13 protein-coding genes are annotated in these 15,906 nt (G+C 61.2%); 5 read left to right on the top strand and 8 right to left on the bottom strand.

The window, feature by feature from the left end; all coding sequences use genetic code 11:
* Positions 1-99 precede the first annotated feature (99 nt).
* From K6T12_RS08775 to K6T12_RS08765, 3 genes are read left to right on the top strand one after another with little or no spacing between them, the layout of a single operon-like run.
* Positions 100-312, top strand: coding sequence for a DUF3311 domain-containing protein (locus K6T12_RS08775; RefSeq protein WP_222221516.1), 213 nt, complete (start codon positions 100-102; stop codon positions 310-312).
* Positions 305-1,756 carry a sodium:solute symporter family protein gene (locus K6T12_RS08770; RefSeq protein ID WP_222221514.1) on the top strand — a complete coding sequence of 484 codons (1,452 nt, stop codon included), beginning with the start codon at positions 305-307 and terminating at the stop codon, positions 1,754-1,756. The genes K6T12_RS08775 and K6T12_RS08770 overlap by 8 nt, the downstream gene beginning before the upstream one ends.
* A gap of 35 nt (positions 1,757-1,791) precedes the next feature.
* Positions 1,792-3,093: an amidohydrolase gene (locus K6T12_RS08765; RefSeq protein WP_315853585.1), complete on the top strand. Its 1,302-nt coding sequence runs from the start codon at positions 1,792-1,794 to the stop codon at positions 3,091-3,093.
* A 61-nt stretch (positions 3,094-3,154) separates the two neighbouring features.
* On the opposite strand, the gene K6T12_RS08760 is transcribed toward K6T12_RS08765, so the two are convergent.
* The 7 genes from K6T12_RS08760 to K6T12_RS08730 all read right to left on the bottom strand — a co-directional run bounded on the left by K6T12_RS08760 (position 3,155) and on the right by K6T12_RS08730 (position 12,915).
* Complete coding sequence (locus tag K6T12_RS08760) at positions 3,155-6,595, bottom strand: adenylate/guanylate cyclase domain-containing protein (RefSeq protein WP_222221512.1); 3,441 nt, start codon at positions 6,593-6,595, stop codon at positions 3,155-3,157.
* 211 nt (positions 6,596-6,806) lie between these two features.
* A complete protein-coding gene (locus tag K6T12_RS08755; RefSeq protein WP_222221510.1) occupies positions 6,807-7,436 on the bottom strand; it encodes a glutathione S-transferase family protein in 630 nt (209 codons plus the stop codon).
* Between the two features lie 72 nt (positions 7,437-7,508).
* Positions 7,509-8,102, bottom strand: coding sequence for a 2-hydroxychromene-2-carboxylate isomerase (locus K6T12_RS08750; protein WP_222221508.1), 594 nt, complete (start codon positions 8,100-8,102; stop codon positions 7,509-7,511).
* A 143-nt stretch (positions 8,103-8,245) separates the two neighbouring features.
* A complete protein-coding gene (locus K6T12_RS08745) occupies positions 8,246-9,703 on the bottom strand; it encodes a 2-hydroxymuconic semialdehyde dehydrogenase (RefSeq protein ID WP_222221506.1) in 1,458 nt (485 codons plus the stop codon).
* Between the two features lie 54 nt (positions 9,704-9,757).
* A complete protein-coding gene (gene gorA / locus K6T12_RS08740) occupies positions 9,758-11,113 on the bottom strand; it encodes a glutathione-disulfide reductase (RefSeq protein WP_222221504.1) in 1,356 nt (451 codons plus the stop codon).
* Between the two features lie 37 nt (positions 11,114-11,150).
* Positions 11,151-12,104: a glutathione S-transferase family protein gene (locus tag K6T12_RS08735; RefSeq protein WP_315853584.1), complete on the bottom strand. Its 954-nt coding sequence runs from the start codon at positions 12,102-12,104 to the stop codon at positions 11,151-11,153.
* A 16-nt stretch (positions 12,105-12,120) separates the two neighbouring features.
* Complete coding sequence (locus tag K6T12_RS08730) at positions 12,121-12,915, bottom strand: glutathione S-transferase family protein (protein ID WP_222221502.1); 795 nt, start codon at positions 12,913-12,915, stop codon at positions 12,121-12,123.
* Positions 12,916-13,074: 159 nt separating this feature from the next.
* Here K6T12_RS08730 and K6T12_RS08725 point away from each other — a divergent pair, with 159 nt between their 5' ends.
* Complete coding sequence (locus K6T12_RS08725) at positions 13,075-13,974, top strand: LysR family transcriptional regulator (RefSeq protein ID WP_222221500.1); 900 nt, start codon at positions 13,075-13,077, stop codon at positions 13,972-13,974.
* 8 nt (positions 13,975-13,982) lie between these two features.
* On the opposite strand, the gene K6T12_RS08720 is transcribed toward K6T12_RS08725, so the two are convergent.
* Entirely contained in the window at positions 13,983-14,483 is a 501-nt protein-coding gene (locus tag K6T12_RS08720) for a Crp/Fnr family transcriptional regulator (RefSeq protein ID WP_222221498.1), read from the bottom strand.
* A 523-nt stretch (positions 14,484-15,006) separates the two neighbouring features.
* Here K6T12_RS08720 and K6T12_RS08715 point away from each other — a divergent pair.
* A complete protein-coding gene (locus tag K6T12_RS08715) occupies positions 15,007-15,903 on the top strand; it encodes a WD40/YVTN/BNR-like repeat-containing protein (RefSeq protein ID WP_255611642.1) in 897 nt (298 codons plus the stop codon).
* Positions 15,904-15,906: the final 3 nt, after the last annotated feature.

The raw sequence follows: 15,906 nt of genomic DNA, 5'->3' as shown, positions 1-15,906 counted from the left end.
AAAAACAACAGTTCGCTGCCGGCAGTCTAACCGTTTCTCGCCATTATCTTGGCTGGCGGGAACGACAAGGCTCGCTGAGCGCGAGTATGGAGCCGACCCATGAGCAAGACCTACCACTTCCTGGTCGGTTTGCATTTCACAGTATGCACCCTGGCAATGATCTGGCCGGGCGCACTGATCGCAAACCGTATCGAGCCCACTGTGCTGGGCATGCCGTTCCTGATGTTCTGGTACATCCTCTGGATGGGCCTGTTGTTCGTCGGAACCTGGATCGCCTATACCGTTCGACACGGAGGTGACCGCAATGTCTGATTCCATCATCGTAACCAGCATCACACTGGTGTATCTGGTCGCTGTTCTTTGGCTGGGTCTGCGTGCCCGCTCTCAGAATTCCTCAAGCCTGGAGGGATACGTTGCCGGCGGCCGCCATGTTGGCGTGGTAATTCTGTTCTTTATCCTCGGTGCCGAAATCTTTTCCGCCTTCGCCTTCCTCGGTGCGCCGGGCTGGGCCTATAAGCACGGCTCGCCCGCCTTCTACATTCTTGCCTACCTGTCGCTCGTCCCGATCGTGATCTGGAGTGTAGGCCCGCGGGTGGCCGATCTCGGTCGCAAGCGGGGTTATCTCACCCAGGGAGATTTGCTGGCCGATCATTACGACAGCAAGCCGCTGGGCGTATTTGCCGGTCTTATCGGCGTGGTGGCGCTGGTACCCTACCTGACCATCCAGATCGCCGGTGCCGGCTTGCTGTTCCAGGCCGCAACCGACGGACTGGTGCCTTTCTGGCTTGGCGCCCTGCTGGCGTTCCTCGTGGTGACTGCGTACGTCTTCTGCAGCGGCCTGAGCGGTATCGGCTGGACCAACCTGATGCAGGGGATCATGATGATCGCTATCGCCTGGTTCCTGGGGCTGGCCATTCCGGACAGTCTCTATGGCGGCGTTGGCGAGATGTTCTCGAAAATCCAGCTAGAGATGCCTGAATACCTGACGATGCCCGGTGCTACCGGGATGGGATGGGGCGCCTTCAGTACCGCCATCCTGATCAGTGCCTTCGGCAGCGCCATGTGGCCGCACCTGTTCATGAAGTTCTACTCCGCCGACAGCGGCCGTTCGCTGCGCCGTGTCAGCGTGCTCTATCCGCTTTACGCCTATCTGTTGGTGCCACTGCTGTTTATCGGCTTCGCCGGCATACTGGCCTTTGCTGACACACCGCTTGAGCGTCCTGACACGGTGCTGTTGAAGCTGGTCATGGAGGTGGCGGACTTTTCGCCCTGGATTATCGGGCTGATGCTGTCCGGTGCGCTGGCGGCGGCCATGTCGACCGGTGCCAACCTGGCCCATACCGCCGGCGTGGTGCTGGTGCGTGATGTCTTCTGCGCCACTGTTATGCGTGAGGCCAGTGATGCTGCCGCCGTCAAGCTGACGCGCTGGAGCGTGGTCGCGGTCTCGCTGCTGGCCTACGTGATCGCACTGCTCAACCCGTCATCGCTGGTACTGCTGTTGTTGGGGGCCTACGGGCTGATCGTACAGCTGATGCCGATGGCGCTGGGTGCACTGTTCTTCCCACAGCTTAAGCGCCAGAGCGTCATGGCCGGCGCCGCAGTGGGAAGCGGGCTGTTCCTGCTGTTCCAGTTTGCGGTCGATTCACCGTTCGGCTGGCATGCCGGGGTCTGGGGGCTGCTCGGTAACATTGCGGTCATCACCCTGTTCCAAATGGCTGTCGCAAAAAAGCCAGCGGCCCGTGAGGCCGCCATCTGAACCGGTCCGCAAACACAGAGATCAGGAGACTTATCGTGAATGACAGAGTAGTAACCCGGCTCAGAGACCGGATAGACCACGGGGTCGACAACGTATCCAGCGCTATTCATGCACTCTATCGTGATATCCATCAGCATCCGGAGTTGCCGTTCCAGGAGTTCAACACCAGTCGCAAGCTGGCCGAGGTGCTCGAGTCGTATGGCTTCGAGGTCACGCGCGGCGTTGGCCGCACAGGTGTGGTGGCGATGTTGCGCCACGGCGAGGGCCCGACGTTGATGTTGCGCGGCGATATGGACGCGCTGCCGATCAAAGAGCAGACCGGACTCGCTTACGCCAGTTGCGAAACCGCTGAGGGGCCGGCCGGTGAGCGCGTACCGGTGATGCACGCCTGTGGGCACGACCTGCATAGCAGCTGTTTGGTTGGGGCCGCAGCGGTACTGGCCGCATTGACGGAGCACTGGCAGGGTACCCTGATGGTGGTTTGCCAGCCCGCCGAAGAGATCTTCGGCGGCGCCCAGGCCATGCTCGACGATGGTTTATACAGGCGCTTCGCGCGTCCGGATATCATCTTCGGCCAGCATAACATGCCGGCGTTGGCCGGCACCGTGGGGCATATTGCCGGCCAGGCAATGTCCGCGGCTACCACCCTCGGTGTGACTATCCATGGAAATGGCGGCCACGGCTCGATGCCGTCCAATACCGTGGATCCGGTCGTGATCGCCGCGCATGTGGTTACCCGTTTGCAGAGCATCGTGTCGCGCGAAGTACCGCCGGATCAAGCGGTCGTGGTCACGGTCGGTAAACTGCATGCCGGCACCCAGGGCAATATCATTCCACAGAGCGCCGAGCTCGAGATCAATGTACGCAGTTTCGACAATGAGCTGCACGCCAGGGTTCTGGAGGCGATCCGACGTATCATTCGTGCAGAATGCGAGGCCGGACGCTCTCCGAAGCCACCAGAGTTCCGGGTACTGACCGAAACCATTGCGCTGGTCAACGATCCTGCGAGTGTTGAACGGGTAAGGCGGGCACATGCCGACTACTTTGGTGACGATGGACTGTTCGACATGCCGCGCCTGAACGGCAGCGAGGACTTCCCGTACTTCGGCGACGCTGCTGCCGGCGGTTTCGGCGGTGATGACATTCCCTATGTCTACTGGTTCCTCGGTGCCGTGGCGCCGGATCGCTGGCGTCAAACGCCCGGCCAAAGTGTGGCGGCGAAAATGGGACAGCTGGAGATGCCGCACTCGCCTTACTACGATCCAGGTCATGATGACACCTTGCGAGCCGGTATCGGCGCCATGGTATCCGCAACTTTGGCGTATCTGGGGGGCTGAGTTGGTGTATTGATCCGGCTGTTCAGAAATTTTTGCGTGCAATTTGCGGGTTAGGTAGTTGTTATCGTAGTTCTGTCAGCAGTTCTTGCGCGGTCAGCAGGTCAGCGGTATCGGTGCCTTCCGTGAATGCATCGTATCTGCTGGCCAGCAGCTCGCACGCTTCTTTTTTATGGCCCTGCGTGCGCCAGAGCCGGCACAGGCTCAGCACCGCCCGCAGCTCCAGCGAGCGGGCCTGCTGTTGGCGGGCAGTGGCGATGGCTTTTTCAAAACAGGCTTGGGCGCTGCGTTCCCGGTTGGCCACTTTCCCGTCCGGCTGGGCCAAGACCAGCTCGCCCTCGATGCGCTCAACTTCGGCCGCATAGGTTAACTCGCCACTGCTGGCGATGGCGTGGCGTGCTTCACTCAGAGCCTCCATTCCTTCGGTGATTCGGCCGTCCGTTGCCAAGGCTTCGGCCAGCAGCGTGCGAAAGTGTGATTGCCAGAGTTCTGCGCCGGTTGCCTGGAAGGCGTCGAGGCCTTGGCGTATCTTCGCGATCCCCTCGTTGTATCGCGCCTGCTGTGCCTGGCCTGCCCCCTGCAGGACGGTCGCCCAGGCCCCCCAGAAGTGGTAGCCATATTCATTGGCGAGGGCGATGGCCGCGGCGGCGTGCTGCTCGGCGTCCCGCCCCTGGTGAAGGTGCAGGTCGAGTTCAGCCATCAGCACCAGGGCATAGGCCAGCACGAACGGATACTCCAGCTCACGAGCCAGCCGCAGCATCTGCTGGCTGCGCTGCAGCGCCTGTTCGGGGTAACCGAGCATCCAGAGCACCCAGCCCTGGTAGCCCAGGGTGAATACCCCGGGATCAAGCCCATAGCGGAAAACATGTTTCTGGTGTTTGTTTCGATCATAGAGTTTCCGGGCCTGCTCAAAATGGCTCAGCGCCGATCTTAGCTCGCCGCGGTTGAAGCTGCTGGAACCCAACGCTCGGAGCGCCTCCAGCTTTAGCGAGGTGTCCTGTTCGGTGTTGGCCAAGGTCAGCAACTGCTCCGCCAGTTCCCGCGCCTTGAGCAGCTCGCCACGGACATGATAGAAATTTCTCAGCCCCAGCAGGATCGGAAACAGCTGGCGGTTATCGCCAACCTGCCGGCACAACGCCAGCGCCCGGTTGTAGATCTTTTCCACGCCGGGCTCCGCATACCCATTCACCGCAATCCAGGCCGGCCCCAGGTCGAGCTGAATACCGAGCTCGTCCCGGTCCCGCTGCTGCCCGGCCGGCAGCTGGTCAAGCACCTTCAGGGCGGCGCTGAAGTGGTCGATCGCTTCGGCGGTGGCCGACTGGTACATCGCCTGTTGGCCGGCGCGCCCCAGGTATTCCAGCGCCTTGGGATGATTGCCGCTGCTGCAGTAATGATGGGCCAGCTCCTTGCAGTGATCGTTCAGTTGCTGCGGATACAGGGCTTCGATTGCCCGGGCGGCCCGCTCATGCAGCTCGGCCCGGCGTTCCCGGAGCAGCGAGCCATAGGCCACTTCCTGGGTCAGGCCATGCTTGAAGTTGAATTCGATTTCGGGAAATGCCGCGCGCTGGTAGAGGAACTCGCCATCCTGCAGCCGTGACATCCGCCGATGCAAGTCGTCCTCGGGTAGATCGACTACCTGCTTCACCAGGCTCCAGGGAAATGCCTTGCCGATCACCGCCACCGTTTGCAATAGGTCCTTGTCAGCGGCGTCCAACCGGTCGATACGGGCGGATAGCACCCCCTGTACCGTGGTGGGGGGGGGCAGCTCGGTCAGCGGCCGTTGCAGGCGATAGTGGCCGGGCGATCCGCTGAGTGCCTCCTCCTCGACCAGCGTCTGTACCAGCTCCTCGAGAAAGAACGGATTGCCACCGGTCTGCTGATGGATGATCGGTTTAAGCGGCTTGAGCGTCGTATCCTGGCCCAGCAGCGTATCAAGCATCGCTTCGGCTTCACGCTGGCCGAAGGGTTCCAGCCGCAGATGGCTGTAGTGCTGATAGTGATCCCAGTTGTGCCGATACTCCGGCCGGTAGTTGACCAGCAATAACAGCCGGATACCGCCGATGTTCGGCACCAGGTAGTCGAGAAACGCCTGGCTTTCGCCGTCCAGCCACTGCAGGTCCTCCATGATCAACACCACCGGCCGACTGGCGCACTCGCGCTCAAGCCACTGTCGGATCGCCTCGAAGATCCGTTGCCGCTTGTATTGCGGTTCCAGTGCGCTGAGTTCGGCATCCGGTTCGCCGATGCCGAGCAGGTGGAACAGATAGGGCAGGGTGTCGGCAAGCGCGCCGTCCAGGGCCTGCGCCCGGGCTTGGATCTTTTCACGTCTGGCCGTTTCGCTGTCCGGAGGACTGAACTGAAAATACTGCTTCAGCAGCTCGATCAGCGGCAGGTAGGCGAAGGCCTTGCCGTGGGAGATCGAAAAGGTTTCCAGTACCAGGCTCGATGACCGCGCCCTGTGCTTGAATTCATGGAACAGCCGCGACTTGCCCACGCCCGGTTCTCCTACGACTCCGATCACCTGACCGTGGTAGTGCATCGCCCGCTCCAGTGCCCGGTCGAGCTGCTGCAGCTCCCGCTCGCGCCCGATGAAGCGTGCCAGGCCGTGCCTGGCCGATATCTGCAATCGGGTTCGCAGCGAGCCCAGCCCCTGCAGCTGATAGACGGCGATGGGGTCCGAAAGCCCCTTGACCGCTTTTCTGCCCAGCGGCTTGAACTCGAAATAGCCCTGCACCAACCGCCAGGTTGCTTCGCTGACCAACACCGTACCGGGCCCGGCAATCCCCTCCATTCTCGACGCCAGGTGGATCGGCGGTCCGACCGGGTCATAGTCGATATGCAGGTCTTCGGTATGGATGGCGCGCACTACTACTTCGCCGGTATGGATACCGACGCGAATCTGTAGATTGCAGCCGTGCTGGCGAAGCACCTGGTCGGAATAATCGCCTACCGCCTGCTGCATGCGAAGTGCCGCATAGAGGGCCCGCTGCGGGTGGTCTTCGTGGGCGATCGGGCTGCCGAACAGCGCCAGGATGCCATCGCCCAACGACTTGGCCACGTAGCCCTCGTAGTGATGCACCGCGTCCATCATCAGGCTGAGCACCGCGTCCATCATCAGGCTGAGCACCGGGTCAATCAAACCGCGGGCATCTTCCGGATCCAGCCCTTCGACCAGCGCGGTGGAGCCGGCAATATCGGCGAACAGCGCGGTAATGATCTTGCGCTCACCGGTCAGTGCGCCTTTAGCCTGCAACGAGGCCTGTTCCGCCAGAATCCGCTCTGCCAGATGGGGCGGGGTGTACTGGATCGGGGCGATCTGGGAGGCTTCGCTGGTGCCTGTGCTAGGTCGACCCTCACCGACCGGCATGCCACAGCTATCGCAATACCTCGCCGCCGGGCGGATCGGGTTGCCGCATTTCGCGCACGTCAGAGGCAGCGGTGTCCCGCACTGATTACAGAACTTCGCATCGCCGGGATTCTCGACCCCGCAACTTGTACAGCGCATGGGGTGTTGTTCGTATGGTTGTTGAGTGGAAGACGCAATCCCTGCTGTCTTTATCAGCATAGCCGAGTGGTTGATTTAGAACCTGATGCCCGGCCTGGCGGAGATACAGCCCTGGTCATTTCAGCGGCTGTGCCATGGGGGAAGGAGTTGAATATATCGGGGCAGGGGAGATGGAAGGGCGGCAACTCCTCGGCCCCGGACCGGGCAGGTGTTAAGAGATAAGCGACTGCGGCGCGGTCGCCCGGTAGCTGGGGCGGGCTTTCATCCGCTCGAACCAGGCCCGTAAGTTGGCGAACTGGCTGGGAATGTGAACCCCGTAGGCTTCGGCCAGCCCAAAACGGGCGGTTAGTGCGCACTCCGGCAGCGAGTAACAATTGCCGAAAAACTCCCGCTCGCCGAGCTGTTCGGACAGAAACTCCAGTGCCTGCTCGAATGCCGTGATGCCGGCGGCGATGCGCGCGCGGTCCCATTCCGCTTCTGGTTTGCCCCGCTTTTCGAAGATCACCTCGCGCAGGGCGGCGCCGATGACGCCGTCGCTGTAGGCGTTGATCAGTCGCGGCTGTATCCGCTCGGCCGGGTTTTTCGGCAGCAGGCTGCCGCTGATGTCGGCCAGGTATTCCAGAATCACGTTGGATTCGTAGATGACGGTATCGTCGTTGACCAGCACCGGTACGGTCTTCCTCGGTGCCAGCGCCTGCCACACCGGGCGGTGATCGGGCGATTGGGAATCGAGCAGCTGCGCCTCGATCGCCAGTTCATGCAGTGCCAGCCTGACTTTCCAGCAGAACGGGCATTCGGGTTTGTCGTAGAGTTTTATTCTGGACAGTTTCATTCTGGACATGGTTGCTCCCCGCGTGGCACCTGTATGCCAACGGTTTTCAGGTGGTTGGAGTCCGGCTGGCCGCAGCGGCGCTTAAAGCTTGGCCGCCCGCATTTCGCGCAGCTCTTCCAGCACAAAGTCGATCCGGTCCTGGCCCCAGAAAATCTGGTTGTCGATCACGAAGGTGGGCACGCCGATCACGCCCAGCTCGGCGGCTTCCGCCGCGTTCTGCGCCAGTTGATCAAGATTGTTACCGTCGTTCAGCGCGGCGGCGAGTTCGTTGCGGTCCAGGCCGATCTGTTCGCCGACCTCGAGCAGCACCTCTGGATTGCCGATGTCCTGTCCTTCGGCCCACTCCTTGCGCATTACCTCGACGATATAGGGGCGTAGCAGGCCTTTCTGCTCAGCCAGCAGTGAGCCGGCGCCGGCCAGGGTCGGCTCGGCGGTGACCGGTGGCGGTGTCAGCGGTATTCCCAGGCGGCGTGCGAAGCGGGCGATATCCTGCCGTGCCAGCGGCAGTTTGCTTTTCGCTCGGTCGGGTGACGAACGCAGGTCCCAGCCGCCCACCGGTCGCCAGATCAGGTTGGTGTTGAAATCGTCGAAGATCGGCCAAAGCGTTTTGCTGGCCAGGTAGCAGTAGGGGCTACGGAAATTGAAGAACAGTTTTACGTCAACGCGGTTGCTCATGGCCCTCTCTCCTTGTTGGCGATTCGATTGCCAAAGAAAAAAGCGAACACCGCAGGCTGCGCCCATATCGGATGAGCCTTCCAGACGGGGATTGGGTTCCGTGGCCGAAGCCTTTTGTTATGCGGTGTTCGCGAATCATTTAATTAAAGCTTCAAACAGATATTCTTCAGTTCGGTATAGAACTCCAGTGAATGCACACCGCCTTCACGGCCGATACCCGACTGCTTCATGCCGCCGAAGGCGGTGCGCAGGTCGCGCAGGAACCAGCTGTTGACCCAGACGATGCCGGCATCCAGCTTGCCCGCCACTCGGTGGGCGCGCGAGGCGTTCTCGGTCCAGAGCGCGGCCGCCAGGCCGTAGGGGGTATCGTTGGCCAGCCGGACCACCTCCTGCTCGCTGTCGAACGGGGCGATGTGGCAGCAGGGGCCGAAGATCTCCTCACGCACCACCACCGCATCTTCGGGCAGGCCGGTCCAGATGGTCGGCTGCACCCAGAAACCGTCTTTCAGCGCGTCCGGCAGTTCGGGCACGCCGCCACCGGTAACGACATTGGCACCTTCCTCGCGCGCCTTGGCGAAATAGCCCAGCACCTTGTCGCGGTGGGTTTTACTGATCAGCGGGCCCATGGTGGTGGCGCTGTCTTCCGGTTTGCCGAAAGTGAAACTTTCTGCGCCGGCCGTCATCCGTTGCACGAACTCGTCAAAGATCGGTCGCTCCACATAAACGCGCTCGGTGCCCAGGCAGACCTGGCCGCAGTTGGCGAACGCGGAGCGCAGGGTGCCCTCTACCGCCTTGTCCAGATCGGCATCGGCGAATACCACGCCGGCATTCTTGCCACCGAGCTCCAGCGAGATATCGCGCACCCCTTTGGCCGCGGTTTCCATCAGCCCTTCGCCGGTTGCCGTGGAGCCGGTAAAGGTGATCGCGTCGACTCCCGGGTGACGCACCAGGGCGTCGCCAGTGCGGCTACCCTTGCCGACCACCACGTTGAACACCCCTTTGGGAATACCGACTTCGTTCATCACCTCGCCCAGCAGGCAGGTGCTGAGGGTGGTCTCGTTGGACGGCTTGACCACCACGGTGTTGCCGCAGGCCAGCGCCGGCGCGACCTTCCAGGTCATCAGCAACAGCGGCAGGTTCCATGGGCAGATCACCGCGATCACCCCCTTGGGAACCCGCTGACTGTAGTTCAGCGCGCTGCCCCCGTCGGGCGTCGCCATTTCGAACGCTTCGTTGGGCACGTTCTTGACGGTATCGGCAAATACCTTGAAGTTGGCCGCACCGCGCGGAATATCGATATGGGAGGCCAGTGAATAGGGTTTGCCGGTGTCGGCGCATTCGGCTTCAAGAAACTCGTCGAAGCGCTCGTTGATCCGGTCGGCCACCTTGTACAGCAACTCGATCCGCTGGTTGACGCTCAGCTGACCCCATTCGCCCTCCAGCGCGTTGCGGGCGGCGCTGACGGCCAGGTCGACCTCCTGTTCACCACCGTTATGGATGATGCCGATCTGCTGGCCGGTGACTGGGCTGTAGTTGGCCAGCGGGGGGCTGTCCGGTGAATCGAGGTACTCGCCGTTGATAAAGTGCTTACTCTCTCTCATGGTGCCTCTGCCTGTTCGCGTTAGCTGTTTAGTCGCTCTGTCTGGTTGGACGGCTCAGTTGCTGGGTTCGCGCATGGTGACGAACTCTTCCGCCGCCGTTGGATGGATACCGATGGTGGCGTCGAACACCTGCTTGGTGGCGCCGGCTTTCAGGGCGATGGCGATCCCCTGGATGATCTCGCCGGCATCCGGGCCGACCATATGGACGCCGACCACCCGGTCGCTGGCCTTGTCGACCAGCAATTTCATGAAGGTCCGCTCCTGGCCGCCGGCCAGGGTCTGCTTCATCGCCCGGAAGTTGGATTTGTAAACCTCGACCTCGCCGTATTGGGCGCGGGCCTGCACCTCGGTCAGCCCGACGGTGGCGATATTCGGCTGGCTGAACACCGCGGTCGGAATTAGCTGGTAGTCGACCGCCGGGCCGGCTTCGCCATAGAGCCGCTTGACCAGCTGCATCCCTTCGGCCAGGGCGACCGGGGTCAGCTGCATCCGGTCGATCACGTCGCCGATGGCGTAGATCGAAGGTTCGTCAGTCTGGAACTGCTGATCGACGAGGATGGCGCCGTTGGCCTGCTGGCGGATGCGGGTGTTTTCCAGGCCCAGCCCGGCCACCTTGGGCACACGCCCGGTGGCGTAGAGTACGCAATCGGTCAGTTCGCTGCTGCCGTCATTGAAGGTCACCTTGAGTGTGCCGTCAGGCAGCTTTTCGATGGCACTGATATCGCTGTTGAAAGCCAGCGAAACGCCTTTCTTGCCGATCTCTTCGGCGGCGAAGCGGCGTACCTCCGCGTCGAAGCCGCGCAGGAACAGCTCGCCGCGGTAGACCAGCTTGGTTGTTGCGCCCAGGCCGGCGAAGATGCCGGCGAACTCCACGGCGATATAGCCGCCGCCGACGACGATGGCGCGCTTGGGGAACTGCTCGAGGTAGAACACCTCGTTGGAGCTGATGGCATGCTCATGCCCCGGGATGTCCGGCACGAACGGCCAGCCACCGGTGGCGATCAGGATCCGCTCGGTGCTGTAGTCGCGACCCGCCACGCTGACGGTATGCGGGCCCTTGATGGTGGCGTGGCCCTCGATCAGCTCACAGCCGGAGTTGGCCAGCAGGTTGCGGTAGATCCCGTTGAGTCGCTCGATCTCGGCATTCTTGTTGTCACGTAGGGTGGCCCAGTCAAATTCGGCGTTCGCCAGCTGCCAGCCGTAGCCCGCCGCCTGTTCAAATTCCTCGGCAAACTGCGAGGCGTAGACGAACAGCTTTTTCGGCACGCAGCCGACGTTGACGCAGGTGCCGCCGATATGGCGGTCTTCCGCGACGGCCACGCGGACGCCCATGGCCGCAGCCATGCGGCTGGCGCGCACACCGCCGGAGCCGGCACCGATAACGAAGAGGTCGTAGTCAAAAGGGCGCATAGGGGTTCCTGTTGAATTCATGGATTTGACAAGGGGCTCAGAGGCTCTCCCGGCCATGGGGCCGAGACAGATCCAGTTCCGGGCCCAGCGGGACGATGCCGAGCGGGTTGCGCTCGCTCTTGCGCCAGTAGCCCTGCTTTATGTGGTCGAAATTCACGGTTTCGGCGATGCCCGGCTGCTGATAAAGCTCGCGGGTATAGCCCCAGAGGGCGGGATAATCCTGCAGGCGCTTCCGGTTGCACTTGAACAGCCCGTGATAGACGGCGTCGAAGCGGATCAGCGTCGGGAACAGGCGCCAGTCCGCCTCGGTCAACCGGTCGCCGAGCAGGTAACGCTGCCTTGCCAAGCGTGCTTCCAACGCATCCAGCGCGTTGAAAACGTCCTGGTAGGCGGCTTCATAGGCCCACTGGGATTTGGCGAAGCCGGCCCGGTAAACACCGTTATTAAGGTGCTCGTAGACGAAGGTGTTGAGCTGGTCGATCGCGGCCCGCAAGGGCTGAGGGTAGTAATCCACGCCGGAATCGGTCAGCCAGTCGAATGCATCGTTAAACATGCGGATGATATCGGCCGATTCGTTGCTGACGATGGTTTGCTGCTGCTTGTCCCACAGCAGCGGCACGGTATAGCGGCCACAATAGTCCGCCTGGGCGCGGTGGTAGTACTCGCGGATAAACCCCGCCCCCAGCAGCTCATCGGTGGTACTGCCCGGAATGGGGTTGAAGGCCCAGCCCTGTTCGGTCCGCTGCGGGTGCACGATGCCGACGGAGATCAACGGTTCCAGCCCCTTCAGCCGGTGGAAGATCAGCGTACGGTGTGCCCAGGGGCAGTTCAGTGCGACGATCAGGTGATAGCGTCCCGCTTGCGCCGGAAAGCCGCCCCGGCCGGTGGGGCCGGGACGTCCGTCCGGGGTGATCCAGTTGCGGAACATCGACTCCGCCCGGACAAAAGCGCCCTGGCTGTCGGTGGTGCGGGGCATGGTTGATGGCTTCACCGGGTCACCTCCGCGCTCAGCCGAGCTGCTCGAGGTGGGCCTTGATCGTCTGCCAGGCCGGCTCGCCCTTGGCCAGCAGATCGGCCTGTACCTCCGGCGGGAAGTCGCCGGTTACCGAACCGCGGTAGGAGTCGCGCTGCCGGCAGCGCTCGAACCAGTCGGCCACCCGCGGGCAATCTTCAAACATCTTGGTCCAGCCGAACTGCAGCACGGTCTGGAAGTAGGGGGCCAGGCAGACATCGGCCAGGCTGAAGCTGTCACTCACGATCCAGTCGTGCTCTTTCAACGCCTCTTCCATATCGAGGATGGTCTTGCGATAGACGTGAACCGCGTCGACCACATCCGGTGCTTCAAGACCAAATTTGACCAGCCGCTTCTGGCGTTCGCGGCGCGGTTTTTCCGGAATCTGATCCAGCAGCGCCTGACGTTCCTGTTCGGTTTTCTCCATCAGTCCCGGACGCATTACCAGCGGCCACTGCAACGAGCCACAGGAGGGGTGCAGCTTGTTGTCCACATGCTTCATCCAGAAGCGCATCTTGGCGACAGCGTACGGGTCCTGAGGTTTCAGGCTCGGTCCGGGATAGGCGTCGTCGAGGTATTCGCAGATGATGCTGGACTCGATCACCGGCTTGCCATTGTGTACCAGGGTGGGCACCACGCCGAGCGGATTCAGCTTCAGGTATTCCGGACGAAGGTTCTCCTTCTGGGACAGCTCGACATGATGTTTGGTCCATTCCAGCCCTTTCTCCGCCAGTACGATGCGGACTTTCTGGGCACAGGGGGACATCGGGTGGGTGTAAAGTTCCAGCATAACAACACCTCTTCGGGTTATTCGGTTCGGCATCCGTGCAGTGGCAAAAATGCCGTGACAAAGCGATTGGTTGTTAGCCTACTCCCTGTGCTATTTTTCGATAAATATCAAAACAGTCACAGGATCTATGAACTCAGTTCATAGGTGGAGAGGCAAAGCTTGGATAAGTGGACCGAGATGCAGGTGTTCGTGGAGTCGGTGAAGCGTGGCAGCTTTTCCGCTGCCGGGCGCCAGCTCGACCTGTCGCCCTCGGCGGTCAGCAAGTTGGTATCCCGGCTGGAAGCCCGGCTGGGCGTGCGGCTGCTGAACCGCACCACCCGGACCCTGAGCATGACCGAAGGGGGGCAGGTGTATTTCGACCGCTGTCTGGAAATACTGGCCGACATCGAGGACGCCGAAGACTCGCTGACCGGCTTCGGCCAGCTGCCGACCGGTACACTGCGCATCAACAGTACACCGGGCTTTGCCAAGCACCAGTTGTTGCCGTTGATACCGGAGTTTCAGGCGCTGTACCCACAACTGTCGGTGGAGTTCCAGTTGACCGGCCAATCGGTGGACCTGATCGGCGAGGGGGTGGATATGGCGATCCGCTTGGGGCCGCTGAAGGATACCAGCCTGGTCGGCAGGAAGCTGGGTGAGAGCCGGCGGGTGGTCTGTGCCAGCCCGGATTACCTGGCGGCCAGGGGCACGCCAGCGACGCCGGCGCAGCTGTTGGACCATGACTGCCTGCGGTTATCGACCAGCGAAGCCTTCAACCAGTGGCAGTTCAGCAGCGAGCAGGAGGTGGAGCTGATCGAGGTGAAGGGGCGCTTTGTGACCGACAATGTGGATGCCCTGCACGAATACGCGTTGATCGGTGGCGGCATTGCCCGGCTGTCCGGCTTCATGGTCGGCAAGGATATCGAATCCGGTCGGCTGGTGCCGCTGCTGACCGACTACGGTATCGAAAAACAGCTGATCCATGCCGTCTATCCTCACCGCAAGCACCTGCCGGCCAAGGTCAGGGTGCTGGTGGATTTCCTGATGAAGAAATTCACCCCCCATCCGCCCTGGGGTTAGCCAGCGTATTATCCACTGTCACTGCCGCGCTCTTTTTTCATATCCGCCAAGGTCGTGTTGAGAGTGACGATACTGCGCGCCATCTCGCGCGACAGGTTCATTAATAGAAGGCCGAAGTCCAACGGCATATCGCAATGCAGGGCGTAAAACAGCTCGTTGCTCACCTCCAGCGCGTAGCTGTCACAGGTGGCAATTGCCTTACCCGGTCTAGGCTGTAGGGCCACCATGCTGACGAAGCCGATCTGCTCGCCAAATTGAAAGTCGCGGATATGTTCGCAGCGATCGTCCAGCTGGTGGTAGTAGGATACCGAGCCTTTCAGGAGGACGAAGAAGGCATCCCCCCGGCTGCCGGCTTCGAACAGCGTCTCGCCCTCGCTCAACGCGTAGACCCGGCCTTTGGCCAGCAGTGCTTCGATCGCCTGGTCGGATAGGGCGCCCAGCGTTGAGGCGCCCTTGAAATAGTCGATGCCGAGTTCACCCAGCAAAAGACCACTGTCTACCTGCTGCATAGCTGTCCCCTGATAAAACCATTCCTGAAACCGTCGGAGCGAGGCTTTTCTAAGTATGGATTAGGTGGCGGAAAGGGCTCTGTTTTACCCGATCGGGTTCTTTGGTGAGGCCGACTTAACGAGACCCCGTGGCCAGTTGATGATTTGCTTAACCCTGCATTGAGTAGGTGATGAATTAGTGATCTTTTCATCAAATGCCGACTGCCAGCGAATATCGAGAATCGCTGTCGACCGGCTTGATCAAGCACCCGCGGATAAAAATAAAACCCTTTAAAAACAAACGCTAATAGATATTCGTCAGGCTGTTTTCAGCGCCGGTTTTCAGCTCTGGCACAGCCGTTGCTCTAACCGCCATGCCAGGTGCATGTGCACCGATTTTCATGACAGTTGGTGAAGTAGAGCGATGACGTCAATAACTACAAGAAAGCGCATCGAGGCTGAAACTACCCCCGCGGCGGTTTCTCCTCAGTCTTCATTTGTAAAACGTGTATCAGGAGTTCTTGCTGCAGCCGCCCTGCCGGTATTGCTCAGTGGCTGTGAGGCACCGCTGAATCTCGAGGGGGTCGAACAGGAGCAGGCCAAATCTATACGCCGTACCGATCAGTTCCAGGCGTTGGCCGCCAATGACAGCACGCTGGTGGCTGTCGGTGGCGATGGTTTGGTGCTGACCAAAGACCGAAACGCGGCTGACTGGCAGCGCATGGTGTTGCCGGGACAGCCGGCGTTGATCGACCTGGTGGTCTGCCCGGATCAAAGCTTTGCGGCATTGAGCATGGAACGTCAGGTTTGGACCAGCGATGCAAAAGGACTTCACTGGCAAGCCGTAGAACTGCCGACCGAAGAAGATGTGCTGGCACTGACCTGCGCCCCGGACAACGGTCTGTGGGTGGTAGGCAGTTTCTCCACCATTCTGGGCAGCGCCGATAAAGGCGTCAGCTGGAATCAAAACAGCCTCAACGAAGATGCCATGCTGACCGCAATCCAGTTCCTGGACGGCGATCAGGTGGTGGTTTCCGGCGAATTCGGGCTGGTGGCTAAAAGCAGGGACGGCGGCCGCAACTGGCAGCCGTCCGAGTACATGCCTGATGATTTCTATCCGCAGGGTGTCCATTTCACTAATGCCGCTCAGGGCTGGGCGGCAGGTCTTAGCGGCACCATTCTGCATACCGAGGATGGCGGTCTGAGCTGGCAGGCCCAGGTAACCCCTACCGAATCCCCCCTCTACGGCTTCCACAAGTCCGGTGATCGTCTGTTTGCACTGGGTGATCACGGCACTGTGCTGGAATTGAACGGCGACAGCTGGCGCCGTATCGCCACGCCCAATATTCCGGTCTACCTGCGCGACGGTGAAGCGCTCAATGACAATCAGCTGCTGGTCGCCGGCGGCTGGGGCGCGCTCTTTACCGTAGTCATCAAATAACAA

The sequence above is a fragment of the Marinobacterium arenosum genome (assembly GCF_019795155.1).
Lineage (GTDB): Bacteria > Pseudomonadota > Gammaproteobacteria > Pseudomonadales > Balneatricaceae > Marinobacterium_C > Marinobacterium_C arenosum.
Note: the sequence above shows the minus strand (reverse complement) of the source record. Positions and strands in the feature narration are given on the sequence as shown.